General features: G+C 73.2%; 23 protein-coding genes. 14 read left to right on the forward strand and 9 right to left on the reverse strand.

All coding sequences use genetic code 11. The annotated features are described in order from the left end of the window. Positions 1-59 precede the first annotated feature (59 nt). The 7 genes from ACZ6W9_RS24510 to ACZ6W9_RS24540 are packed head-to-tail and all read left to right on the forward strand — an operon-like array spanning position 60 to position 8,404. The gene (locus tag ACZ6W9_RS24510; RefSeq protein WP_470119792.1) at positions 60-605 is read left to right on the forward strand and encodes a Rossmann-fold NAD(P)-binding domain-containing protein; all 546 of its coding nucleotides are present in this window, start codon (positions 60-62) and stop codon (positions 603-605) included. After that, positions 599-1,759: an adenosylhomocysteinase gene (locus tag ACZ6W9_RS24515; RefSeq protein WP_389957624.1), complete on the forward strand. Its 1,161-nt coding sequence runs from the start codon at positions 599-601 to the stop codon at positions 1,757-1,759. Before ACZ6W9_RS24510 ends, ACZ6W9_RS24515 begins: the two co-directional genes overlap by 7 nt. Continuing rightward, entirely contained in the window at positions 1,756-3,456 is a 1,701-nt protein-coding gene (locus tag ACZ6W9_RS24520; RefSeq protein ID WP_389957622.1) for an ABC transporter ATP-binding protein, read from the forward strand. The genes ACZ6W9_RS24515 and ACZ6W9_RS24520 overlap by 4 nt, the downstream gene beginning before the upstream one ends. Beyond that, positions 3,453-4,019: an ECF transporter S component gene (locus ACZ6W9_RS24525; protein WP_362931491.1), complete on the forward strand. Its 567-nt coding sequence runs from the start codon at positions 3,453-3,455 to the stop codon at positions 4,017-4,019. Before ACZ6W9_RS24520 ends, ACZ6W9_RS24525 begins: the two co-directional genes overlap by 4 nt. A gap of 3 nt (positions 4,020-4,022) precedes the next feature. Further along, a complete protein-coding gene (locus ACZ6W9_RS24530) occupies positions 4,023-4,841 on the forward strand; it encodes an energy-coupling factor transporter transmembrane component T family protein (protein WP_362931493.1) in 819 nt (272 codons plus the stop codon). Beyond that, positions 4,838-6,346 (forward strand): amidohydrolase family protein, encoded by a 1,509-nt coding sequence (locus ACZ6W9_RS24535; RefSeq protein ID WP_470119796.1) that lies wholly within the window; start codon positions 4,838-4,840, stop codon positions 6,344-6,346. Before ACZ6W9_RS24530 ends, ACZ6W9_RS24535 begins: the two co-directional genes overlap by 4 nt. Before the next feature lie 51 nt (positions 6,347-6,397). Next, complete coding sequence (locus ACZ6W9_RS24540; RefSeq protein WP_389957615.1) at positions 6,398-8,404, forward strand: sensor histidine kinase; 2,007 nt, start codon at positions 6,398-6,400, stop codon at positions 8,402-8,404. 168 nt (positions 8,405-8,572) lie between these two features. Here ACZ6W9_RS24540 and ACZ6W9_RS24545 read toward each other — a convergent pair whose 3' ends face one another. Both ACZ6W9_RS24545 and ACZ6W9_RS24550 read right to left on the reverse strand, forming a co-directional pair. Beyond that, positions 8,573-9,490, reverse strand: coding sequence for a hypothetical protein (locus ACZ6W9_RS24545; RefSeq protein ID WP_389957613.1), 918 nt, complete (start codon positions 9,488-9,490; stop codon positions 8,573-8,575). Continuing rightward, the gene (locus tag ACZ6W9_RS24550) at positions 9,490-10,041 is read right to left on the reverse strand and encodes an RNA polymerase sigma factor (RefSeq protein ID WP_389957610.1); all 552 of its coding nucleotides are present in this window, start codon (positions 10,039-10,041) and stop codon (positions 9,490-9,492) included. Before ACZ6W9_RS24550 ends, ACZ6W9_RS24545 begins: the two co-directional genes overlap by 1 nt. Positions 10,042-10,389: 348 nt before the next feature. On the opposite strand from ACZ6W9_RS24550, the gene ACZ6W9_RS24555 reads away from it, so the two are divergent. After that, positions 10,390-10,686 carry a DUF1540 domain-containing protein gene (locus tag ACZ6W9_RS24555; protein ID WP_362931503.1) on the forward strand — a complete coding sequence of 99 codons (297 nt, stop codon included), beginning with the start codon at positions 10,390-10,392 and terminating at the stop codon, positions 10,684-10,686. Positions 10,687-10,832: 146 nt separating this feature from the next. On the opposite strand, the gene ACZ6W9_RS24560 is transcribed toward ACZ6W9_RS24555, so the two are convergent. Then, entirely contained in the window at positions 10,833-11,453 is a 621-nt protein-coding gene (locus tag ACZ6W9_RS24560) for a TetR/AcrR family transcriptional regulator (protein ID WP_470119799.1), read from the reverse strand. A 156-nt stretch (positions 11,454-11,609) separates the two neighbouring features. On the opposite strand from ACZ6W9_RS24560, the gene ACZ6W9_RS24565 reads away from it, so the two are divergent. Beyond that, on the forward strand, positions 11,610-12,467 hold the full coding sequence (locus ACZ6W9_RS24565; RefSeq protein ID WP_389957603.1) for an alpha/beta fold hydrolase: 858 nt from the start codon (positions 11,610-11,612) through the stop codon (positions 12,465-12,467). On the opposite strand, the gene ACZ6W9_RS24570 is transcribed toward ACZ6W9_RS24565, so the two are convergent. Further along, positions 12,447-13,316 carry a hypothetical protein gene (locus tag ACZ6W9_RS24570; RefSeq protein WP_470119802.1) on the reverse strand — a complete coding sequence of 290 codons (870 nt, stop codon included), beginning with the start codon at positions 13,314-13,316 and terminating at the stop codon, positions 12,447-12,449. The genes ACZ6W9_RS24565 and ACZ6W9_RS24570 overlap by 21 nt on opposite strands. A 170-nt stretch (positions 13,317-13,486) precedes the next feature. Continuing rightward, positions 13,487-14,326: an LLM class F420-dependent oxidoreductase gene (locus tag ACZ6W9_RS24575; protein WP_362931510.1), complete on the reverse strand. Its 840-nt coding sequence runs from the start codon at positions 14,324-14,326 to the stop codon at positions 13,487-13,489. Between the two features lie 321 nt (positions 14,327-14,647). Between ACZ6W9_RS24575 and ACZ6W9_RS24580 the strand changes: the two genes are divergently transcribed. Then, the gene (locus ACZ6W9_RS24580) at positions 14,648-14,893 is read left to right on the forward strand and encodes a hypothetical protein (RefSeq protein ID WP_362931512.1); all 246 of its coding nucleotides are present in this window, start codon (positions 14,648-14,650) and stop codon (positions 14,891-14,893) included. A gap of 340 nt (positions 14,894-15,233) precedes the next feature. Here the strand turns inward: ACZ6W9_RS24580 and ACZ6W9_RS24585 are convergent, their stop codons facing one another. Beyond that, positions 15,234-15,854 carry a pentapeptide repeat-containing protein gene (locus ACZ6W9_RS24585; protein WP_389957596.1) on the reverse strand — a complete coding sequence of 207 codons (621 nt, stop codon included), beginning with the start codon at positions 15,852-15,854 and terminating at the stop codon, positions 15,234-15,236. A 281-nt stretch (positions 15,855-16,135) separates the two neighbouring features. Here ACZ6W9_RS24585 and ACZ6W9_RS24590 point away from each other — a divergent pair, with 281 nt between their 5' ends. Together ACZ6W9_RS24590 and ACZ6W9_RS24595 are read left to right on the forward strand one after the other, a co-directional pair. Continuing rightward, on the forward strand, positions 16,136-16,681 hold the full coding sequence (locus tag ACZ6W9_RS24590; protein ID WP_389957593.1) for an RNA polymerase sigma factor: 546 nt from the start codon (positions 16,136-16,138) through the stop codon (positions 16,679-16,681). Next, positions 16,678-17,907 carry a CU044_5270 family protein gene (locus tag ACZ6W9_RS24595; RefSeq protein WP_389957590.1) on the forward strand — a complete coding sequence of 410 codons (1,230 nt, stop codon included), beginning with the start codon at positions 16,678-16,680 and terminating at the stop codon, positions 17,905-17,907. The genes ACZ6W9_RS24590 and ACZ6W9_RS24595 overlap by 4 nt, the downstream gene beginning before the upstream one ends. 69 nt (positions 17,908-17,976) lie before the next feature. Here ACZ6W9_RS24595 and ACZ6W9_RS24600 read toward each other — a convergent pair whose 3' ends face one another. Further along, positions 17,977-18,582: an RICIN domain-containing protein gene (locus ACZ6W9_RS24600; RefSeq protein WP_389957587.1), complete on the reverse strand. Its 606-nt coding sequence runs from the start codon at positions 18,580-18,582 to the stop codon at positions 17,977-17,979. 472 nt (positions 18,583-19,054) lie between these two features. On the opposite strand from ACZ6W9_RS24600, the gene ACZ6W9_RS24605 reads away from it, so the two are divergent. Next, entirely contained in the window at positions 19,055-20,155 is a 1,101-nt protein-coding gene (locus tag ACZ6W9_RS24605) for a winged helix DNA-binding domain-containing protein (protein ID WP_389957584.1), read from the forward strand. 11 nt (positions 20,156-20,166) lie between these two features. Here ACZ6W9_RS24605 and ACZ6W9_RS24610 read toward each other — a convergent pair whose 3' ends face one another. Continuing rightward, the gene (locus ACZ6W9_RS24610; RefSeq protein ID WP_389957581.1) at positions 20,167-20,568 is read right to left on the reverse strand and encodes a YybH family protein; all 402 of its coding nucleotides are present in this window, start codon (positions 20,566-20,568) and stop codon (positions 20,167-20,169) included. A 213-nt stretch (positions 20,569-20,781) separates the two neighbouring features. Next, complete coding sequence (locus ACZ6W9_RS24615; protein WP_389957578.1) at positions 20,782-21,138, reverse strand: VOC family protein; 357 nt, start codon at positions 21,136-21,138, stop codon at positions 20,782-20,784. A gap of 248 nt (positions 21,139-21,386) precedes the next feature. On the opposite strand from ACZ6W9_RS24615, the gene ACZ6W9_RS24620 reads away from it, so the two are divergent. Continuing rightward, positions 21,387-22,412, forward strand: a complete 1,026-nt coding sequence (locus tag ACZ6W9_RS24620; RefSeq protein WP_470119808.1) for a helix-turn-helix domain-containing protein — start codon at positions 21,387-21,389, stop codon at positions 22,410-22,412. The last annotated feature ends 47 nt before the right edge of the window (positions 22,413-22,459 follow it).

Below are 22,459 nucleotides of genomic sequence, written 5' to 3' on the forward strand. Positions count from 1 at the left end.
CGCCCTCGGCTCTCCCCTTTAATCGGATCTTGCGAAAGATCTGATCAGGGACCGGGAAGATGATCGACGGGCATCGCACGGCGCAGACCGCGATCCAGACCATCCTCCGGCTCACCAATCTCCTGATGGCGGGCAGGCGCGTGGCCGTCCTCGGGCGGGAGCCGGAACTGGCCGCGTGCCTCCGCGCGATGGGCGCGCAGACCCTCCTCACCGACCCGGCGGCCGCCCTCGACGGCCATCGGGTCCTGCCGGAGGAGGAGGCCGTGGCCGTCGCCGACATGGTGATCGGAGCCGGTGAGCGGCACCTCTCCCTGTTACGCGACGGGACGATCCTGGTCCTCGCCGGCCCGCCTCCCGGCACCGGAGAGGCCGTCGGGAGCGTCTCCGCCGGGGGACGTTCGGACGGAACCGGAACCCGGCAGGCGGACGGGATCGAAACCCGGCAGGCGGACGAGGCCGGAACCCGGCAGGCGGACGGAACCGGAACCCCCGCCGCGGCGACCGGCATCCCGCCCGGACTCCGGGGGACGCGCGTCCGCGACGGCGTCACCGCCTACCGCCTCGACCCCGCCCGCGAGGTGTTCGTGCTGGACATGGCGTGCTGACCGACATCAGGGACGCCTCCCTGGCGGCACGCGGGGCGGACCGGATCGCCTGGGCCCGGCGGTTCATGCCGGTGCTGGACGCGGTCACCGGGCGGCTCGATCTCACCGGCCGCCGGATCGGCCTGGTGCTCGTGCTGGAGCCCAAGACAGCGAACCTGGCGCTGGCCCTCGCCGGAGCCGGGGCCGAGGTGATCGTGACCTGCGCGGCGGGCGAGACCGACGACGAGGTGGCGGCGGCCCTGGCCGCCGAGGGGATCTCCGTACTCGCGCGTTCCGACGCCTCGCCCGCCCAGGACCTCGGCTTCGCCCGGCGCGTGCTCCGCGCCGGACCTGACGCCCTGGCCGACGACGGTTCCCGCGTCGTACGGCTGGCCCATGCCGAGGACCTGGTCGGGAACCTCGCCGGGGCGGCCGAGGAGACCACCAGCGGCCTGCGCCCCCTGCGGGTGATGGCGGCCCGGGGCGAACTGCGGATACCCGTGCTGGCCGTGAACGACGCCCGCTCGAAGTACCTGTTCGACAACGTCCACGGGACCGGCCAGTCGTGCGTGATGGCCGCGGCGGACCTGACCGGGCTCCGGCTCGCCGGGTCGGTCTGCGCGGTGGCGGGCTACGGCCACGTCGGCCAGGGCGTGGCCCGCTACGCCCGCGCGCTCGGAGCCCGCGTCCTGGTGTCCGAGGTGGACCCGTTCGCCGCGCTCCGCGCCCACCACGACGGCCACGAGGTCCTCCCGCTGACGGAGGCGTGCGCGCAGGCCGACCTGGTGTTCTCCGCGACCGGTGTCGCGCGCACGATCACCGGCGGGCACCTGCGGGCGATGCGGCCCGGCACGGTGGTCGCGGTCGCCGGGGGAGTGCCGGATGAGGTCGAGGTGGCGGAGACGCCGCCGGGCGTGACCGTGCTCGCGGACGGGGAGTGCGTGAACTGCGCCGCTGCGGAGGGGAACCCGATCGAGATCATGGATCTGTCGCTGTCGGTTCAGGCGCTCGCCCTGGAACACCTGCTGGCGTACGGTCCCGCGCTGGAGCCGGCCGTCCACCCCGTGCCGGAGGAGCTCGACGAGCGGATCGCCCGCGCCAAACTGTGCGCGCTGGGCGTCGCCCTCGACGAGCCGTCCGCGTCCCAGCGGGACTTCCTGGGGAAGGGCCTGTGATCGTCGAGGTCGCGGGCGCCTCGGTCCGCTACCGCTCCACCGGCCAGGAGGTGCTCTCCGAGGTGGACCTCGCCGTGGGCCCGGGGGACCTGACCCTGGTCAGCGGTCCCTCGGGCGGCGGGAAGAGCACGCTGCTGCGGCTGCTCAACGGGCTCATCCCGCACGCCTACCGGGCCGAGGTCACCGGCGACGTCGTGGTCGGCGGACGGCCGGTGGCCGCGCAGAGCGTCAGGGAGCTGTCCACCGTCGTCGGCACGCTGCTGCAGGACCCGCGCAAGCAGATCGTCGGCACCGTCGTCGACGCCGAGCTGGCCTTCGGCCCGGAGAACCTGGGCCTGCCCAGGCCCGAGATCCGCCGCCGCATCGCGGAGGTCACCGAGCGGGTGGGCATCCGGCACCTGCTCGGCAGGCCCACCGCCGAGCTGAGCGGCGGTGAGCTGCAGATGGTCGCCTTCGCCGGGGTCCTGGTGATGCGGCCCCGGGTGATCCTGGTGGACGAGCCGCTGGCCAACCTCGACACGGAGGCGAGCCTGCGGCTGATGCGGGAGCTGCGCCGGTTCGTCGACGACGGCGGCGCCGCGCTGGTCGTCGAGCACCGGGTCGAGGAGATCCTCCGCTTCGCGCCCAGCCGGGTCCTCTACCTCGCGGAAGGACGTGTCCGGTACTCGGGTGACGTGCCCGGTTTCCTGGCCACCGCGCCAGTGGAGCACGTGAAGCTGCCCTTCGGAACGCTGGTGGCCCGCGCCGCCGAACTGCCCGCCGCGCCGGCCCTCCCGGGCCGGGAGACCGCGGCTTCCGGTCACACGCCCGGTCACACGCCCGGTCATGGGCCCGGCCGCGGGACCACGGCGCCCGGCTCCGCGCCGGACGGGGAGGCCGCGCGGCTCGGCTACCGGGGCGCGGCCCTCGGATACGGCGCGCGGACCGTGCTCGACGGCGTGGACCTGGCGCTCGGACCGCGTGAGCGGGTCGCGATCCTCGGACGCAACGGGGCGGGCAAGTCCACCCTGCTGCGCGCCGCCGTACGGCTCCTGGAACCGCTGCGCGGCGACGTCACGGTGGACGGCGCGCCGGTCACCGAGCGGTCGACGCTGGAACTGGCGACAACCTTCGGCTACGTGTTCCAGAACCCCGGGCAGGCGCTGTTCTGCGCGACGGTCCGCGACGAGCTGGCGTTCGGCCCGCGCAACCTGGGCCGGTCCGCCGAGGAGATCGAGCGGGTCTCACGGGAGGTGCTGCGCGCCATGCTCCTCGACGACGAGGCCGACGTCATGGAACGCGCGCCGCGCACCCTCTCGTTCGGCCAGCAACGCCGTCTCACCGTCGCCCTGGCCCTGGCCATGCGGCCCCGCACGCTCATCCTCGACGAGCCGACCGCCGGGCAGGACCTGCTCAGCACCACGCGGTTCATGACGCGGGTCTTGGACGCCGCCGAGAGCGTCTACTTCATCACCCACGACGTCGACCTGGCACTGACCTCCGCCGACCGCGTCGTCGTGGTCGACGAGGGCCGGATCGTCGCCGACGCCGCCCCCGCGGCGCTCGCCGGGGACTCCGGACTGTGGTCGCGTGCCGGACTCCGGGAGACGAGCCTGGTCCGGGCCGTCCGCGACCGCGTCCGGGACGGGGAAGCGGTCCCTCACCCGTTCGATCTCGCGCGCCTCACCCCCCACCAGGAAGGAAGCACACACCCATGAGCACCGAGGCACTGCCACCGCGCTCGTCGCAGTGGGCGGTCAACTCCAGAACGGTCGTGTTCGGCGCCGTCGGCGCGGCGCTCTACGCCGTGCTCGGTCTGATCAGCATCGTCATCCCCGGCACCCAGAACGTCGCCGTACGGCCCGCGTTCGCCCTGGTGCCGTTCTTCGGCAAGCGGTTCGGCGTCATCGCGGGCTTCTTCACCGGCTTCGTCGGAAACCTCATCATCGACCTCATCCAGGGCGGCGGCCTCACGTACTGGAACTGGAGCGTGGCCAACGGCCTGGTCGGCGCGGTGGCCGGGCTGATCTTCGCCGCGATCCCGCCGATCGCGAACGAGTTCGTCCGGATCGTGGTCACCGCCCTGGGCGCGCTCGCCGCGACGGCGATCGGCCTGCTGTTCGTGATCACCGACATGTTCCTGATCGCGAACACGAGCTTCGACACGTTCCTCTTCTCCAACTACCTGCCCGCACTGCTGACCAACGGCCTCGCGGTCGTCATCCTGACCCCGGCGCTGGACGCCGCCTGGGAGCCGCTCGCCAAGCGGGCCGGGCGCTAGCCGATGGACGTCACGCCACGGTATCTGGGTGCGGGCTCCTTCCTCGCGCGGCGTGATCCGCGCGTGCTCCTGCTGGTGCCGGTGCTCTATCTCGTGGCGGTGGCGAACATCGCGGACCTGCGGGGCATGCTCCTGTGCGCCGCGGTGGCCCTGGTCTACTACCGCGCCGCGCGCATCCCGTGGCGCGAGGTCAGGGCCAACTGGTTCTTCGTGCTGTTCTTCACCACGATGCTGGTGCTGGTGAACAGCGTCTTCACCCCCGCGGACACCCGGTCAGGGGCGGGGGAGGCGCTGTTCGCCATGCCGATCACCGGGACCGAGGTCCGCGTGGTCACGCTGTCCTACGCGGCCGACCTGCTCGTCCGCTACGGCTCGCTGGCCGCGGTCGGCTTCCCCGTGGCCTTCGCCATCGCCCCCACCGACTTCGGCGTCGCCTTCGCCCGGCTCCGGCTGTCACAGCGCCTCGCCTACGGCGTGGACCTGACGTTCCGTTTCCTGCCGTCCACCGCCGTCGCGATCCGGGAGACCATCGACGCCCAGCGGGTGCGCGGCTACGACCACAGCCGCAGCCGCAACCCGATCAGGAAGCTCGCCTCGCTGCGGCCGATCGTCGTCCCGGTGACGGTGAACGCCCTCGTCGACGCCGAGGACACCGTCAACGCCATGGACCTGCGCGGTTTCGGCGCCAAGCACCGCACCTGGATGCGCGAGCTCGGATTCGACCGCGCGGACCGCCTGGTCCTGGCCGCCTTCGCCGCGCTCGCCGCGGTGATGACCGCCGCCAAGGTGTGGGGACCGTTCGGCGAGGTGTGGATTCCGTGATCCACTCCGCGCCGCTGGTCCTCCCGGTCAGCGCCCCCTTCGTCCGCGACGGCGCCCTGGTCGTACGGCACGGCCGCGTCGCCGCGCTCGGCCCGCGCCGGGAGATCCTGGCCGCGTGGCCCGGTGAGGCGGAGACCCGCTGGGAGGGGATGCTCGTCGCCGGGCTGGTCAACGCGCACACCCACCTGCAGTACACGCACATGGCCGAGGTGGGGCGGCGCGCCCACGCCTCCTTCGAGGAATGGTCCACGGCCTTCGACGAGGTCTACCACGCCCTCTCCTCGACCTCCTCGGCCTCCTCGACCTCCTTGACCTCTGCGGATCCTCCCGCCGCCTCTCCCGTCCCGGAGCCCGGGGCCTCCGGCGCGGCCTGCGCCGGACCGGCCGGCTGGGCCGCCGCCGCGCGGGACGGCGCCCGATGGCTGCTGCGGTCCGGCACCACCTCGGCGGCCGACGTCGTCACCGACCTCGCGGCGGCGCACGCGTTGCGCGACGCGGGGCTGGGCGGCCTGCCGTACCTGGAGACCCTCGGCGACACCGACGCCGACTGGGCCGCGTCGGGGCGCGAGCGGTTCACCGCCCTGCTCGACGCGGCCGGTCCGCCGCTGGGGGTGTCCCCGCACGCGCCCTACACCCTCGACACCGGGACGCTGCGGGACGTGACCCGGCTCGCCCGCTCCCGGGGCATGCGCCTGCACGTCCACCTCGCCGAGGGAAGGCACGAACGGGAGTACACGGTCTCCGGGACCGGGCCGCTGGCGCGGATGGTGCGGGAGCTGGGGTTCGACTTCGCGATCCTGCGTGAGGGCGGCACCGGGCTCGGGCCGGCCGCCTTCCTGGACGCGCTCGGCATGCTCGGACCGGACTGCCACGTCGCGCACGGCGTCCATCTCGACGCCGCCGACCGGGCGCTGCTCCGCGGGCGCGGCACCGCCGTCGCGCTCTGCCCGCGCTCCAACCGGACGCTCGGCGAGGAGGGGCCCGACGTGGCCGCCCTGCTCACCGAGGGCAACCCGATCGCGGTCGGCACGGACTCGCTGGCGTCCTCCCCCTCACTGGACCTGCTCCACGACGTGGCGGCGCTGCGCGACCTCGCGGTACGGCAGGGCTACCGGGCCGGTGACCTGGACCGGCGGCTCGTCGAGGCCGCGACGCTGGGCGGCGCCCGCGCCCTGGGGATCACCGGGGGGCTCTCCGCGGGCGGCCCGGCAGACTTCGCGGTCTTCGACGTCGCCGCCGGGCGGGAGCCGTACCGGGCGCTGGTGGAGGAGGGGGCGGGCCGCTGCGTCGCCACGGTCGTCGGCGGCGCGACGCTCTGGGACGCGGCGCGTTCCGGATCGGCCGATCACGGACCGGCGGTTCACGGATCGGCGGTTCACGGGCCGGCGGTTCACGGGCCGGCCGGTCACGGGCCGGCGGTTCACGGATCCGCGGGTTCCGGGGCGGTGGGTTCCGGGGCGGCGGACGCCGGGGTCACGGATTTCCAGCCGGCGGGCGCCGGCTGATGTCAATTTCCGATTTTTCTCTGTATCTGCTCATATTCCGGGCGTGGTGACATGGCATCCCAGACCATCCGCTTCAAGCTCTACTCGCTGCTGAGCCTGCCCATCGTGGCGCTCATCGCGCTCTGGACGTTCGTCACCGGCCACGTCGTCGGCGACTTCTTCACCCTGCGCGAAGCCACCACCCTGTACGAACAGATCTCCGAACCCGCCACCGAGCTGGTCATACGCGTGCAGAACGAGCGCAGGTTCTCCGCCATCGTGCTCAGCACCGCCACCCCCCGCCCCGGGACGCTGACCGACGTCCGCCGGCGGACCGACAAGGCCGTCACCGACTTCCGCCTGCGGGCCACCTCCCAGGAGGCCGACGCGGTCACCACGCCCGAACTGGCCGCGGCGATCGACCGGGTCGTCACCGAGACCGAGAAACTGCGTTCCGTCCGCCGCGACGTCGACGCCGGGGCCTCCGACCGGCTGGAAGCCGTTCAGGCGTTCAGCCGGATCGTCGACGCGGTCTACCGGCTCCAGGACAAGCTCGTCACCATCTCCGAGGTCGAGCTCTACCGGCAGGCCGTCGGGCTCCAGCGGATCGCGCACGCGCGCGACCTCATCTCCCGGGAGGACGCGCTGGTCTCCGGCGCGATCCGTACGGGAACACTGGCCCATGACGAGTACGAGGCGATCGAGGCGTTCGCCCCCAACCGGCGGCTGCTGCTCGTCGAGGGCACGTCGACCCTGGACGACGAGCTGCGCGCCCCGTTCCAGACGCTGCTCGACTCCGCCGTCCACCGCCGGCTGACCGGCCTGGAGGACGAGATCGTCGACACGTCCAAGCTCCCCAGGGACTCCGGCGCCTGGCCCTCCTCGGTCACCGCGGTCGGCGACGAGCTCGACCGGCTCGTGATCACCCAGTCGGGGGCGCTGAACGAGCGCGCGGACGACGCCGCCGGCGGGATCATCCTGCGGATCGTCCTGGCCGGAGGGCTGGGCCTCGCCGCGATCATCGGCGCCGTGGTGCTGTCCGCGCGCCTGGGCCGCGGCCTCGCCGCGGAGCTGGGCGGCCTGCGCCGGGCCGCCGTCGAGCTGGCCGAGGTACGGCTGCCGCGGGTCGTCGAACGGCTGCGCGCCGGTGAGTCGGTGGACGTGGAGGCCGACGCCCCGGCCATCTCCACCGGCGGAACCACGGTGGAGATCGTCGACGTCGGCCGGGCGTTCGCCAGCGTCCAGCGGACGGCCGTCGAGTCGGCCGTGGCGGAGGCGAAGCTCCGCCACGGCTTCAACCGGGTCTTCCGCAACCTGGCCAGACGCACCCAGTCGCTGGTCCACCGCCAGCTCTCCCAGCTCGACGCCATGCAGCGCAAGGCCACCCGGCCCGAAACGCTGGACGACCTCTACCGGCTGGACCACCTCACCACCCGCATGCGCAGGCAGGCCGAGGGACTGGTCATCCTGTCGGGGGCGACGGTCGGACGCTCCTGGCGTCACCCCGTCTCCTTCGTGGACGTGGTCCGCGGGGCCGTGGCCGAGGTCGAGGAGTACCGGCGGATCGAGGTGCAGCCCATGCCGGACGTCAGGCTGGCCGGGTCGGCCACGGCCGACGTCACCCACCTGCTGGCCGAGCTGCTGGAGAACGCGACCGTGTTCTCCCCGCCGACCACCCGGGTGGACGTCCGGGGCGAGGCGGTCGGCTGGGGTTTCGCGATCGAGATCGAGGACCGCGGGCTCGGCCTTCCCTCGAACGAGATCACCGAGATCAACGAGCGCCTGTCCCACCCGCCCCGGTTCGACACCGTCGACGGCGAGCAGCTCGGTCTGTTCGTGGTCGGCCATCTCGCCGCCCGCCACGGCATCAGGGTCACGCTCAGCCGTTCACCCTTCGGCGGCACCGTCGCGATCGTCCTCATCCCGCAGTCCATGCTCGCCGGCCCCGAAGCCGATTCCGGAGCCGCAGACTCCGAAGCGGGCCCCGAGGAGGCGGGGTCCCCGACGGCCGTGCCGGCGGAGAACACGCCCGGAACGGCCACGCGGGGAGAGGTCACCGCCGCACCCGTCGCCGAATGACCTCCGCCGCCTCCCGTACGGCGAGTGCGGCGGCCAGGCAGGGACCGGGGGCGGAGACCGGTCCGCTCACCCGCCGGGAACGCGTCCGGGAGAGGGGAGGGACCGGTCCGCCGGAGGCCCCGCCTTCAGGAAGCCCTTCAGGAGGCCGGAGTGCTTCGGGCGGCCGGCTCAGGAGCCCTCGGGGCAGCGGGCGTCCATCGGGCGGGGAGCGCCGTTCGGTGTGGGGACGGCCAGTACGCGCGCCCTGCCCTCGGCGCTCATGACGCCGTCGTGGACGTACCAGTCGCCCGGCGTCGAGGTCTTCTCGCCCCGTTCGGCGCCGTAGTGGGTGAACTCCGGCTCCACGCCGCGTGCCCGCAGCATCGCCCGCACCTCGTCGACGCTCCTGTTGACGTAGTCCACGCAGTGAAGCGGCTCGCCGGGCATGTCGATGCCGGGCGGCATCTTGTAGGTCTCGCCGGGACGGGCGTTCCGGCCGAGGAAGATCTCGCCTTTCTCCCTGAACCCCACCGGCACCCTCAGACCGATCGAACAGCCCGCGAACCGGACGCAGTCCCCCGGAGCGTCGATGGTCTTGATGGCGTCCTGCTCGGGGATGACCCGCCCCTGCCGTATCCCCTCGTGTCCCCCGTTGAGCACGACCATCTGGCCGACCAGGCTCGGAGACGTCGGTACGAGCATGAGCGTGATGTCCAGTCCGCGGGCCTTGAGCTCGCGCTCGTACATCCCCGGGTCGGCGTAGAGGTCCTTGACCGTGATGACGTAGTGGTCGCCCTCCTGCTTGATGTCGAGGGTGGCGGAGGCCGGGGCGGTGCCGAACAGGCCGGGAAGCGCCCAGCTCAGCATCGTCACGGCCGCGGCGATCCCGGCAACGAGCGGCATGGCGGACCGCCGGGGGAGCCGTGAGGGGCCGCGGGGGGCGGTGACGCGCGGGCGGTGTACGCCCGTGGAGAGGCGACGGCGGAGCCCTCCGGCGGCGGGGACCGGCATGGCGGTGATCTCGTCCAGCAGCTCCCTGGCGCCGGGGGTCATGCCGGGTCCGGGGTCGGGGGCGATCCCGGCGACGAGACGGTCGATGTCGGGCATCAGATCCTCCCTCTCACCAGCGCGACCGCGCGCGAGCCGTACCTGGTCACGTCGAACCCGGCCGCGTGCAGCTCCCTGGCGAGCCGTCTGCGGGCCCGGTGCAGCCGCAGCCGCACCGCGCCGTGCGAGCATCCCAGCACCTTCGCGATCTCCTCACCGCTCAGGCCCTCCCAGCTGGCAAGGGCGAGCAGCTCCCGGTCCTCGGGGCGCAGGCGCATGAACGCCTGGCGTACGCCGACGGCGTCGTCCTCCACGAGGTCCTCGGCCCAGACGGTCAGCTCGGCGCGGAGCCGTACGGCCAGCGCGGACCGCCGGGTCTCCTCGCGCCGCCGGTTGGCCAGGACCCGCCGGGCCACCCCGTACAGCCAGAGCTTCGCGTCGTGGCCGTCGGGGATGTCGCGCATCCGCCGCCAGGCCGTGGTGAACGTCTCGGCGAGCGCGTCGGCGGCGTCGTCGGGGGAGCCGGTACGGCGCCGCACGTAGGCGAGCAGGTCGGGATAGTGCGCCTCGTAGATCTCCTCGAAGCGTCCCTTCGGGTCAGGGGAACCCACGCTGTCGCCTTTCGCCGGGTACTCGTCACCCTGCACCTGTCCGGGTGCGGCGCGGTGTTACGCCTCCACCGATATTTCCGGGAAAAGCGGTACTCCGGGGGTCGGGCGGAGCGGCCGGACAGGGGCGACTGAACAGGAGTTGACCGGACGGGAGGCGGCTGAACGGGAGACGGCCGGACGGGAGACGGCCGGACGGGAGACGGCCGGACGGGGGTGGCCGGACGGGAGGCGGAGCGGCGGAACGGTGGCTGGCGAAGATTTGGGACCGCACCGGGCTTGGCGGAGACCGCTTTTCGGTACGAACCCTCTACTCAGCGTGATGCTTCGAGGGTGCGAGGAGGACTTCCGATGGAGATGCCCATCGTGAACCGATGTCAGGCCGAGAACTGCGCGTACAACAGGGACCAGGGATGCCACGCGCTGGCGATCACCGTGGGTGACCGGCGGCACGCGCGGTGCGACACCTTCTTCACCGACTCGGTCAAGGGCGGCGATCCGGCCGGCACCGGCCGCGTCGGCGCGTGCAAGATGGCCGACTGCCGGCACAACGAGCAGTTCGAGTGCCAGGCGCCCGGCATCGCCGTCGGGGCGGGACAGGGCGGGGCCGACTGCCTCACCTACGACCCCGTCTACCAGACCGCCTGACCGCCCCGCCTGCCGGACCGCCAGACCGCCCCGCCTGCCGGACCGCCAGACCGCCTGGCCGCCTGGCCGCCTGGCTGTCTGGCCGCGCGGCCCGTCGTCCGGTCCCGGGGCCCGTCATGCGGCCCCGAAGGTGATCGAGGGGCCGGTCACGAGGCCGGGGCCGGAGGCGGGTCCGGTGCCGGAGGCGGGCCGATGACGTCCACCAGTGCCCGCAGCCCTTCGACCACCTCCGGCCCGGTCGGCGACTTCTCCGGGTCGATCAGCCACTGCACCATGACGCCGGAGAGCAGCGCCATCTGCACCGAGCCGAGCGTGCGCGCCGCCGCGTCGGCGATCTTCTCCTCCGGGACCCCCGACAGCAGCGCGGTCAGCCCGCGACGCCCCTCCTGCTGGCTTCCCGACAGGTGACGCCGCAGCTCGGGGGAGTGCTCCGCCTGCAGGGCCGCCTCGATGCTGGCCAGCCACAGCCTCCGGCTGGCGGTGAACGACTCGATGATCCGCGTCCACATGGCCTCGTAGTTCTCCGTCGAGGAGGAGCCCGTGTCGCCGTAGGCGGCGAGCGTGCGCCCGGTCTCGGTGCCCCACTCGTCGATCGCCTCGATGAGCGCCGCGATGAGCAGCGCGTCCCGGGAGCCGAAGTGGTAACCGATGGCCGCCATGCTGACCCCTCCGGCGGCGGCCGAGATGTCGCGGACGGTGGTCCGCGCCCACCCCTTCTCCTCCAGGCAGCGCCGGGCGCCGGCGATCAGATCCTCGCGATTTCCCATGCCGGGATGTTACTGGCCTCCCCTCCATCTGGCGGTCCGTTGTTGCGCAAATGCATTAGGCATATGCATTGCGCAAATGCGCAAAACGGCGTAGCGTTCCGGTCACACGCCACCGGGGCGTGACCGCGACACCGTGAGACCGCGAGAGGGCCAGCCATGAACCAGACCACCGCCCAGCCGGCCGCCCAGACCACAGCCCAGCCGACAGCTCAGCCGACCGCCCCTGTCCGGGCCGGGTTCCGCATCGACGGGCGGCGCCTGTCCTACGTCGACTTCGGCGGCCCCGGCCGTCCCCTCATCGCCCTGCACGGCCACATGTCCGAGGGGGCGAGCTTCGCCGAGGTGGCCGCCGCGCTGGCCCCGGAGTGGCGGGTCATCGCCCCCGACCAGCGCGGGCACGGCGAGTCGGACCGGGCGTCCGACTACTCGCGCGAGGGGTACGTCGCCGACGTCGTCGCTCTGCTCGACCACCTCGGCCTCGACCGCGCCGTGCTCCTGGGCCATTCACTGGGCGGCATCAACGCCTACCAGCTCGCCGCCCGCCACCCCGAGCGGGTCTCCGCGCTCGTCAACATCGACGCGCCGGTACGGCTCGGCCTGGACGGTGGCCCCGACCCGATGGCCTTCGTACTCTCCCTGCCGTACGAGGCGCCCACCCGCGAGGCGATGATCGAGGGGATGGGCCACTTCGCGCCGTTCTTCGCCGACGCCCTGCGGGAGAACCCCGACGGAAGCTGGCGCCTGCCGTTCCACCCCGAGGACATCCACGCATCCGAGCAGGCCAACCGCGGTGACCACTGGGCCGACTGGACGGCGGGCGCCTGCCCGGCCCTGGTGATCCGCGCCACCCGGGGCGGCGTCATCTCCGCCGGGGACGCGCGGGCCATGGTCGAGCGGCGGCCCGGCACCCGCCTCGTGGAGCTGGAGACCGACCACTTCGTCTACGCGGCCGACCCCGGGGGCGTCGCCTCCGCCGTCGCGGAGTTCCTGCGCTCAGCCGCCCTGATCGGCTGAGGGGGCGGGCGTGCCGCAGGTGAAGCCCTCGTCGTGGTCAGGCTCCAGCTCGATCCGCCGGAGTACGGTCTCGTCCATCGGGCGGCGGAAGGTCTCCCGCCGGGCGCAGTCGTAGAACGCGTAGGTGCCCTCGTGCTCACCGAGCAGCAGCAGGGGCGTCCCGCCGTACAGGGGAGTCCCCTTGCCGGGGGCGGCGGCGACCACCCACTGGTCCTGGAAGCCGGCCAGGCTCAGCACGATGCTCCCCCGCCCCGTGGCGGCGAGCGCCTCCGCGTCCGACTCCAGCTGTCCGATCAGCGCGAAGCCGAGCCCGATGCCGGTGAACGCGGCCATCACCACCCGCATCCCGGCCCGGCCCGCCGGGCGGCGTCGCAGCAGCCGGAACGGCACCAGGAAGGAGACGGCCCCGATGACGGCGGCGACCAGCACGACCGAGGCGAGCCCGGCGCCCTCGTCGAGGTCCAGGTAGCCGAGGAAACCCCAGTACGTCGCGCCGCACCACACCGCGCCCAGGGCCGCCGCCGCCCACGGCCGCGCCCGTACGGCGCGGGCCAGCCTGGCCGCGTGCCCCAGGGTGGCCCTGTTCATCAGCCAGCAGAGGGCCACCAGCGCGCCCAGGACCAGCGAGCCTCCAAGGATCAGCAGGATCAGTGATCCCACCAGGCGCCCGAACATGGTCGCCTGGTCGATGCCCGCCTGCTCGGGGCTGATGTTGAAGATCCCGTACATCTGCTGGACGCCGAGGTAGAGCAGGGCGTAGAGCGCGATGCCCACCGGGAGCACCACCGAGCCGATCCGTTCCAGCAGGTCCATGGCGCTGCCCTGGACGGTGGCGTCCCTATCGGTCATTTCGCGATTTATCCCGTGTTGGCGTGCGCTGTCCGGGACAGCGTGCCACACCGGGACCCGCGCGGGCATCGGGAGTCCCACGCGGTGCCCGCGCTCATGGGCGCCGCGCCCGGCGGCCGGCCGCCCCGGGCCCGTCACGCGTCACGGGCCGGGCGGGGCGGACGGGGCCCTCACTCGCCGCGGGCCTCCGCGAGCGCCGTCTCGAAGGCGTCCATCTCGCGCCGGACGCGGTCCAGCCCGGCCGACGGCAGCCACGCCATCGCCCGGCCGACCCCGGCCTCCTCCATCGCCTGGAGCACGTCGGGGTCGGCGGGCGCCGACATCATGACGACCTCGACGCTCTTCCCGGCGTCGCCGGCCCGCCGGAACAGCTCCTTCACCCGGTCCAGGATCCCCGGGGAGTAGTTCGGCAGCCAGGCGTCGCCGTACGAGAGCACCCGGTCGAGGACCTTGGGGCCGGTGCCGCCCACCAGGATCGGCGGGCAGGGGCGCTGCGCGGGCTTGGGCCACGACCAGATCGGGCCGAAGGAGACGAACTCTCCGTCGTAGGAGGCCGCGTCATGCGTCCAGATCTCCCGCATCGCCCGCACGTAGTCCTTCATCACCGCGAAGCGCCGCGCCGGGTCCACCCCGTGGTTGCGGATCTCCGGGTCGTTCCACCCCGCCCCGATCCCGAACTCGAAGCGCCCGCCGGTGAGGTCGTCCACGCTCGCCACCGTCTTGGCCAGGCCGATCGGGTCGTGCTGTGGCACCAGGCAGATCCCGGTGCCCACGCGCAGCCGCGTGGTGGCGAGCCCGGCCGCCGTGCACGCCACGAACGGGTCGTAGGTGTGCCAGTACTTGCGGGGCAGCTCGCCGCCCTCGGGCCGCTCCGGCAGTTTCTCCCCCGCGGGGATGTGGGTGTGCTCGCTGAAGAACAGCGCCTGGTGGCCGCGCTCCTCGACCAGCCTGGCGATCACGTCGGGGCCGACCGCGTCGTGCGTGGCGAAGTACCCGAAACCAGAGTCCATCGCCCCAACGTAACCCGCCGCGTTCCCAGCCCCGGAAGGCGCCCGGCCATCTTTTCCCCAGGTCTGCGATCCGTTCCCCGGCGGGGCGCGGACCCGGGAGCCGGCCCGGTGACCGGAGGGCGCCGGGCTTTCATTCCCCACGGAGCATGATTAACCCTGAAATAAGGTGAAATGTCCAATTCACTTCTTATTTATATACCTCTTCCTGGCTTTGCCGAAGTATAAGTGCTTTGCGGTTTCTTTTGGTATTCGACGGTGGGCATTCTTAGGACGTCGGTAACTCATGAGGACGAATCTGTCCTCCTGAAATCGGAGGATCGCATGGAAATCAAGACCGCCGCGTCGCTCGCCGCGGCCGCTCTCGGCGCAGTCGTTTTCGCCGGTGCCTACGCCGTCCCGGCCCAGGCCACGTCCATGGCCCCGGTCGCCGGGAACACGGGCCTCACCGTGGCCGCCGGCCACGGCCACGGCGACGACGACGAGTTCTTCCTGGCGTTGGCCCTGCAGGACTTCTTCGACGACGGCCACCACGCTCGCCAGGACGACGGCGACGAGGACGACGACTGAGACCGTCTCCGCGCGTGACCACGCGCGGACAGGGACGAACCCGTTTCCCACTCCCGGGCGGACGGCAGGACCCGGTGCCGGGTGAGGCGGAGTATCCACGGCACCACACCTGAACGAGACATAGGCGAACCGGGAACGTCCCGGCTGCGCGCCCGATTCCACCACGGAACGGGCGCGCAGCCCTTTTCTCTGAGAATACCGATGAACCACCGGACTCCGGTTGAGCTGAGAAGCCGATGGTGCCGGATCGGCCGTTCCGGCCGGAGTCTCTCCTGAGCGGGCCGTACGGGATCGGGCCGGTGCCGCCGGAGCGGTGGGCCGGGGATGGTGGCGGGGCGGGTCAGTCGGAGCGGACCTGCAGGCCCAGGGCCAGGGCGAGCGTGACGGCCTGCCGTACGTCGATGACCGCGTCCTTCAGCGTGACGACGAGGGGGTCGACGGCCGACAGGTCGCTTCCCCGCAGGTCGGCGCGGGTGAGGTCGGCGCTGTGCAGCGAGGCGCCCGACAGGTCGGCGTCCCGGAGCGTCGCGCCCTCACAGCGCGCCTTGGTGAGATCGGCCTCGCGCAGCCGTACGTCCCGGAAGGTCACCCCGCGCAGGTCGGCCCCGGGGAGGCCGGCGAACGACCAGTCGCCGCCCTCGACCTTCAGGAGGTTGAAGGAGCAGTCGCCGAACACGCTGCCCACCAGCTTGCAGCCGGTGAAGGTCGCGTCGAAGAACACGCATTTCCTGAAGACGCAGTTGGTGAACGCGCTGTCGGAGTGGACGGAGGCGTTGAACCGCACGTCGCGGAAGACGCACTCGTGGAACGTCGCGCCCCGGCTCGTCGCCTCGGTCATGTCCACGTCGACGAAGGCGACCCGTTCGTATCGCCGGCCCGAGAGGTCCTCGCTGTCCCAGTCCTCCGACCGGATGGTCGAGTGGGTCTCGGGCGCGGGCACGCCGTACTTGCGGTCGGCCATCACGTGCGGGTCCTTCGCTCGCGGGGACGGGCGCCGGACCGCGCCCGCGCCGGTCCGGGACGGCACCGGCCCTCGCGACGGTATCGACCCGGTCCGACAATCCGGCTCGGAGCGGAGTCCGTACCCGGATGCGGAGTCCGCGTCCCGGTGCGGCACGGAGCGCCTGTCCCCGCGCGGAGTCCGGCGCGGCCGTGAAATTCTCCGGGGCACCCCGTAACAACGGGCGGGCCCGGACCACTTCCCGGTGTCAGAAGAACATCCGGGACGGAAGGGGCCGGGCGTTGACGGATGATTCACGCAGGTTCACCGGCATGTACGACGAGTGCCGGCAGCGCGTGTGGGCCTACGTGGTCAGCCGCGCCGGGCGGCAGGTGGCGGACGAGGTGGTGAGCGAGACCTTCGCGATCGCCTGGCGGCGGCTGGAGGACGTGCCGGAACCGGCTCTGCCGTGGCTCCTCGGAGTGGCCCGCAACGTGCTGCGCGACACCGTGCGGGCCGAGGCGCGGCGGGAGGCGTTCGGCGCCGAGCTGCGGTCCTGGACCGCGGCGACGGGGGACGGCGTACGGCGGGCCGACGTCGCCGACGAGGTGGCCGAGCGCCTCGGCGTGCTGGCCGCGCTGGCGGAGCTGCCCGAGGACGACCGGGAGATCCTGGTCCTGGTCGCCTGGCAGGGGCTCTCCCCGCGCGACGCGGCCCGCGTCGTCGGCTGCTCCCAGGCGACCTTCCGCGTACGGCTGCACCGCGCGCGCAAACGGCTCGGACGGGCCCTGGAGAACCCGGCGAGCCCGCGGCCCCGGGTGAGGAACCTCAGCGAGGAGTTGTCATGAACGATCCCATCGACAGACTGCGAGCCGCCCGACCCGCGCACCTGGGGGACACCCCGGTCGACGAGCGCACCCGGACGGCGGAGCTCACCCGCGCCATGACGCAGCCCAGGGGCGCGGGACAGGCGCGGCGGGGGAGGCGGGCGATCGCGAGGCCGGTGTGGGGGCTCGGCCTCGCCGGAGCCGTCGCCGCGGTGACCGCGGTGGCCGTCACGGTCACCGGAACCGGCGGTGCGGCGCCGCCGCCGTCCGCCGCGCGGACCGGGCAGGCCGCGTCGTCCCCGGACTCTTCCCAGTCCTCACGGTCCTCAGCAGGGGACGGGCAGGTCCGGCTCTCCGCGCGGACCGTGCTGCTGGCCGCCGCCCACCGGGCCGCCCGCCGGCCGGACGGGACCGGCGCCTGGTGGCACACGGTGTCGGTGCGCCGGACCCTGTTCCGGGCCGAGGGCGCGGACTACACCGTCGCGGACCGGGAGCGGACCGAGAGCTGGACCCCGTCCGCCACCGGCCCGGAGCAGCGGCAGCACAGCAGCTCGCAGTCGCTCGGCGCGCGTCCCGCCACCCCCGAGGACGAGGCGGCGTGGCGCGAGGCCGGATCCCCGGCCGAGATCCCGGTCGTGGTGCCGGGCAAGAAGGGGGCGAAGCTGTCGCTGCCCACCGAGCCCGGGACCGTCCAGAAGGGTCCGGGCAGCGCCCTGCCCGACGGGGACAAGGTGTTCTGGCTGGGCCGCAACGTCAGCGTGCGGGACCTGCGCGCCCTGCCGTCCGAGCCGGACGCCCTCAGGGCGTGGCTGCTGCGCTCCTACAGGGGGCACGGCACGGAGTCGTCGAGCACCCCGATGTCGCGGGACGCCTGGCTGTTCACCGTGACGACGGGACTGATCGCCGACATGCCCGTCACCCCCGAGGTGCGCGGCGCGGCGTTCAGGATGCTCGCCGGCCTCACGTCCATCGAGGTCGCCCGGGACGTCGTCGACACCGAGGGCCGCGCGGGCACCGCGGTCACGATCGACGAGCCGGAGGCGTCGGCCATGGGCAAGGCCGCGGCCGGGGACGACGGAATCCTGCGCACCCGCCTGGTCTTCGACGAGCGGACCGGGCAGGCGCTGGCCACCGAGAGGGTCGTGGTACGGCCGGGCGGCCTCCAGGCCGGGACGGATCCGGGCACGGTGTGGAACTCCGACGTCGTGCTGGAGTCCGGCTGGACCGACGACGGTCCCGCCTCCTGACGGCCCGGTGGCCCGGGGGGCGAGTCGGTTCGCCTCCCGGGCCACCGGTACGGGACACGGCCGCGGGGCTCAGTGCGAGGACCCGTCCTCGTCCCGCCAGAACTGGTCGGTGTAGGCGGTGTCGCAGTCGGCCTGGACCGGGTGGGCGCCGTCCTCGTCCCCCCGCACGACCAGGCACTGCTGGCTGGCGAGGTTCCTCAGCTGGAAGTAGCCGTTCCTGGCGAAGACGACCTCCCATATCTGGTCGTCGTAGTCGCCGCAGGCGGACTGCAGGGCGGGGGTGTTCTCCGGGCCGCGCACGAGCAGACATTTGCCGCTGTTGGCATTCACCAGTCGATATCTCTTGTATCTGGAATCGGCGTCCTCAAGAATGAAGCGCCACTTCTGGTCGGGATAATCGGCGCAGGCCGACTGCGCGGCCTTCGCGCCGTCGGCGTCCCCGCGCACGAGCAGGCACTTACCGCTGTTGGCGTTCCTGACGTTGCGTCCGGACGCCTGGCCGTAACCCTGTCCCCCCTGCTCCTGCCCCCGTCCCCGCCACTCCCGGCCCTGCTCCCGGCCCTGGTTCCCGCTCCGGATCCCGTCCTGCTCCGCCCAGGCGGCCTGGGACCAGACCGCGGCCGTCACCCCCGCCGCGAGCAGGGCGAGACCCGTTCTCCCCGCCTTCGCGGCCATTGTTCGCGGTATTCGCATCGAATGTCCCCCGATGAAATCGCGTTTCACCATTCCCCGCTTTCCCGCGCACCATAGCAACGCCCCGGCCGGGCCTCAAGGAATGGGCCGGGCGTGAAAAGGGAAACGAATCACCGGGACGGCGGGAGCCGCGGTGGGGGAACACCGCCCGCGCGGGCGGTCCCCGGAAGCGGAGAAGCGGAAACCGACGGTCCGATGAGGCAGGGTCGGCCGCCTCTGAGCCTCCGCCGGCGGAGCCCCCGCCCAAGGGTCTTCGCCGATGGAACCCCCGTCCGGAACCTTCGCCGGAGAGCCCCTACCGGAGAACCTTCGCCGAACCAGGAAGAACCAGGAAGAACCTCCGTCAATGCGGAAAGAAACTGACCGGTATGGGATCTAGGCTCGCGAAGCCACGCCGCGCCGGACCAGGCGCGGCGGGCCTCCACGAGGCCGATCCCGAAGGAGCCCCCGTCCCATGACCGCCGTGCCCGTCGTCTCCCGGCGTACCCTCAACCGAACGCTGCTGAGCCGGCAGTTCCTGGCCGTCCGCACCACCCGGCCCGCGCTGGAGGTGGTGCGGCACCTGGTGGCGCTGCAGGGCCAGGAGCCCAACTGGCCCTATGTCGGGCTCTGGACGCGGATGGACCCCTTCACCCACGATGACCTGGAGTCGCTGCTGCACGAGCGCGCCGTCGTGCGCTCCGCCGGGCTGCGCCGTACGCAGCACCTGGTCGCCGCGGACGACTTCCGCTGGCTGCGCCCGCTGATCCAGCCCTTCGTCGAGCGCGCCGCGAAGGGGCCCTACTACGCCCCCGCGGTCGCCGGGCTGGACACGGCGGAACTCGTCGAGACGGGCCGGGAACTGCTGGGAGACCGGGTCGTCCCGCGCCGGAGGCTGGCCGGGCTGCTCGCCGAACGCTACCCGGGCCGCGACGGCATGATGCTGACCCGGAACCTGGAGCTTCGGGTGCCGCTGGTGACCTCCCCGCGGGCCGGAGCCTGGGGAGGATGGGGCACCCGTCCCTCGATCGAGGTCGCCCTCGCCGAGGCGTGGATCGGCGAGCCGGTCGAGACGGCGCCGTCCGCCGAGGCGATGGTCCTCCGCTACCTGGCCGCCTTCGGGCCCGCCGGTGTCATGGACGCCCAGGCGTGGTCCGGGATCACCCGGCTGCGCGAGGTGGTCGACCGCCTCCGCCCGGAGCTCCGCGTCCTCCGCGACGAGCAGGGCAGGGAGCTGTTCGACCTCCCCGGCGCGCCGCTCGCCGCCGACGACGCGCCCGCTCCGGTACGGTTCCTGCCCGCCTACGACAACGTCCTGCTCGGGCACGCCGACCGCACCCGGATCATCAGCGACGAGGACCGCGCCCGGGTCATGCCCGGACGGGCGCTGGTGCTCCCGGCCTTCCTCGTCGACGGCTTCGTGCGCGGGATCTGGGAACTGCGCGGCACGACACTCGTCGTCTCCCCGTTCCGGCCCCTGACGGCGGACGAGACCGAGTCCGTGGCCGGGGAGGCCGAACGGCTCCACGCGTTCGTCGTCCCCGGCGCCCCCTCCCCGGACGTCGTCTTCGCGTGAACCGGGTCGTGTCATCCCCGGACGCGGCCCGCCCGGGTTCCCTCGAAGGGGCTGTCGATGACGTACCGCCACCGCCCGTCCGCTCCGCGCCGGGCGACGTCGACGGCGGTGCTCTCGACGAGCACCGGCAGGCCGTCGGGACCGGTGCCCTCGATGACCCAGTCGACGACCAGCAGGGCGACGTCACCGGCGGAGTGGACGTGCCGGGGCCGTACGGTGATCGGCGCCCCGGGGGACTGGAACCGCTCGTTGGCGGCGTGGAGGTCAGGGCCGGTCAGCGCCGCGCCCGACTCGGGGACGAACACCGCCCCGCTCTCGTACAGTGCCGCGACCGCCTCGGGGTCGCCGCTGTTGAACCGTTCGGCGAACACCGCGGGCAGGTCCTCGGGGCGTTCGGCGAGCCGTCGTGTCATCGGCGCGGGTCCTTTCGGCAAGGTCGGCGGCCGGTCCTCTTCGTGGGCCGCCGGACGGCCGGGCCGCCGGTCCTTCCACCGGACCGCCGGCCGACGGGTCGTGGGGTAGAACTCATCCGGACGCGGCAACGCCAGGAGGCGCTCTGGGACCGGGGTGCGCGGCACCGGCAGCCCCCGCCGGGTGGGTCCGGCGGGGGCTGAGAGCGGTCCGGATCAACCCGCGGCGACGCAGAACGGGTGGCCCTCGGGGTCGGCGAGGACCGTCCAGTCGCCGCCGCCCGGCTGGAACTCCGGCCTGGTCGCGCCGAGCGCCATCAGTTCCTTGACCGCCACCTCGACGTCGGCGACCTTGAAGTCGAGGTGGGCGTGCTTGGCCGCGTCGGGCCAGCCCGGCCCCCGGTAGTCCTCGACCCGCTGGAAGGCGAGCCGGATCGGGCCGTCACCGAGGTAGGCGGTGTCGTCGTCGACGTGGGTGATCTCCCAGCCGGTCACCTTCCGGTAGAACCCGGCGAGCGCCCGGGGGTCGGCGCAGTCGAGGATGATGGCGGTCGGCTCCGCGATGGCGGTCATGGGTGACTCCTCGGTTCGTGATCGGTCATGTGTTCGGCCGTCGCCCGCCGTACGACAGGCGCGTACGGCGGACCCGTACGACAGGCCCGTACGGCGGAGCCGTACGGACGGCCGCCGGCCGTCGTTCGCCGTCACGTCCGGCCGTCACCGGCCGTCGTGGCGTGCATAACCAGCGTCGGCCATATGGCGGTTACCGTCTTGAAGATTCTTGCGCTCGTTTCGTCAGTCCCCCCGGCTAACGTCGCGGTGTGCTCTCCGCTGTGACCCTCGTCGCCCGGCCCCAGTTCAGCGTGGCGTCGGTGACCTGCCGGGCCCACCACACCCGGTGGTCGGAGCCGGACGTCCACGACGACCGGAGGCTGGTCCTGGTACGGCGCGGCAGGTTCCGGCGGTCGGCCGACGGGGTCGCCGCCGACCTGGACCCGACGGTGGGTTACCTCGGAGCGCCGGGGCAGGAGGAGCGCTTCGCCCATCCCGCGGGGGGCGATCTCTGCACGTCCGTGACCCTCGCGCCCTCGCTCTGGGCGGAGCTCGGCGACATTCTTCCCGGCGGGCTCCGGGACGGTCCCGGCGGTGGCCTCGGCGGCCGGTCCGGAGGCGGCCGGTCCGGTGGTGGTCCCGGTGGCGGGACGACGGTGTACGTCGACGCGCGGGTGGACCTCGCCCACCGGCGCCTGCTCGCCGCGGCCCGGGGCGGCGACGTGGACTACGGGCTCGCCGAGGGGCTGCTCCGGCTCGTCGCCGCGGCCGGCCGCGCCGCCGCGCCCCCGGAGACGAGACCGGCCGCCGCGGGCCAGGTCGTCGCGGCGGCCCGCGAGGCGATCCTCGCCGACCATCCGGAGGCCGGCGCGCTCCTGTCCCTGGCCGCTCTCCTGGAGGTCTCCCCGTACCGGCTGAGCCGCGCGTTCTCCAGGGAGATGGGCGTGTCACTGACCCGCTACCGCAACCGGGTGCGCGTCGGCCGGGTGATGGAACGACTGGAGGGCGGCGAGTGCGACGGACCCGCCGGGTACGGCGCGCACGACGGGTGCGACGGGCCCGGCCCGCACGGCGGGTGCGGGGAGCGCCGTGGTCACGGCTCGCCCGGCCTCGCCGCCCTGGCCGCCGACCTCGGCTTCGCCGACCAGGCCCACCTGACCCGGACCGTCCGCGAGCATCTGGGCCACACCCCGGCCGTGCTCCGCCGCCTCCTCACCCAGGCTCCCGCCGTACGTCGCGGCTCCGCTCCGGCTCCCGCCGTACGCCGTGGATGGTCCCGCGCCGTGACCGGATGACCGGGTGACCGGACGGCTCCACATGTCCGCGGTCACGGTCCTCGCCT

The organism is Streptosporangium sp. NPDC053982, assembly GCF_055585205.1.

Coding starts and splice junctions, on each gene's coding strand:
- ACZ6W9_RS24510 (WP_470119792.1), top strand. CDS start 60: ATGATCGACGGGCATCGCACGGCGCAGACCGCGATCCAGACCATCCTC.
- ACZ6W9_RS24525 (WP_362931491.1), top strand. CDS start 3,453: ATGAGCACCGAGGCACTGCCACCGCGCTCGTCGCAGTGGGCGGTCAAC.
- ACZ6W9_RS24530 (WP_362931493.1), top strand. CDS start 4,023: ATGGACGTCACGCCACGGTATCTGGGTGCGGGCTCCTTCCTCGCGCGG.
- ACZ6W9_RS24540 (WP_389957615.1), top strand. CDS start 6,398: ATGGCATCCCAGACCATCCGCTTCAAGCTCTACTCGCTGCTGAGCCTG.
- ACZ6W9_RS24545 (WP_389957613.1), bottom strand. CDS start 9,490: ATGCCCGACATCGACCGTCTCGTCGCCGGGATCGCCCCCGACCCCGGA.
- ACZ6W9_RS24555 (WP_362931503.1), top strand. CDS start 10,390: ATGGAGATGCCCATCGTGAACCGATGTCAGGCCGAGAACTGCGCGTAC.
- ACZ6W9_RS24560 (WP_470119799.1), bottom strand. CDS start 11,453: ATGGGAAATCGCGAGGATCTGATCGCCGGCGCCCGGCGCTGCCTGGAG.
- ACZ6W9_RS24565 (WP_389957603.1), top strand. CDS start 11,610: ATGAACCAGACCACCGCCCAGCCGGCCGCCCAGACCACAGCCCAGCCG.
- ACZ6W9_RS24570 (WP_470119802.1), bottom strand. CDS start 13,316: ATGACCGATAGGGACGCCACCGTCCAGGGCAGCGCCATGGACCTGCTG.
- ACZ6W9_RS24575 (WP_362931510.1), bottom strand. CDS start 14,326: ATGGACTCTGGTTTCGGGTACTTCGCCACGCACGACGCGGTCGGCCCC.
- ACZ6W9_RS24580 (WP_362931512.1), top strand. CDS start 14,648: ATGGAAATCAAGACCGCCGCGTCGCTCGCCGCGGCCGCTCTCGGCGCA.
- ACZ6W9_RS24585 (WP_389957596.1), bottom strand. CDS start 15,854: ATGGCCGACCGCAAGTACGGCGTGCCCGCGCCCGAGACCCACTCGACC.
- ACZ6W9_RS24595 (WP_389957590.1), top strand. CDS start 16,678: ATGAACGATCCCATCGACAGACTGCGAGCCGCCCGACCCGCGCACCTG.
- ACZ6W9_RS24600 (WP_389957587.1), bottom strand. CDS start 18,582: ATGGCCGCGAAGGCGGGGAGAACGGGTCTCGCCCTGCTCGCGGCGGGG.
- ACZ6W9_RS24605 (WP_389957584.1), top strand. CDS start 19,055: ATGACCGCCGTGCCCGTCGTCTCCCGGCGTACCCTCAACCGAACGCTG.
- ACZ6W9_RS24610 (WP_389957581.1), bottom strand. CDS start 20,568: ATGACACGACGGCTCGCCGAACGCCCCGAGGACCTGCCCGCGGTGTTC.
- ACZ6W9_RS24615 (WP_389957578.1), bottom strand. CDS start 21,138: ATGACCGCCATCGCGGAGCCGACCGCCATCATCCTCGACTGCGCCGAC.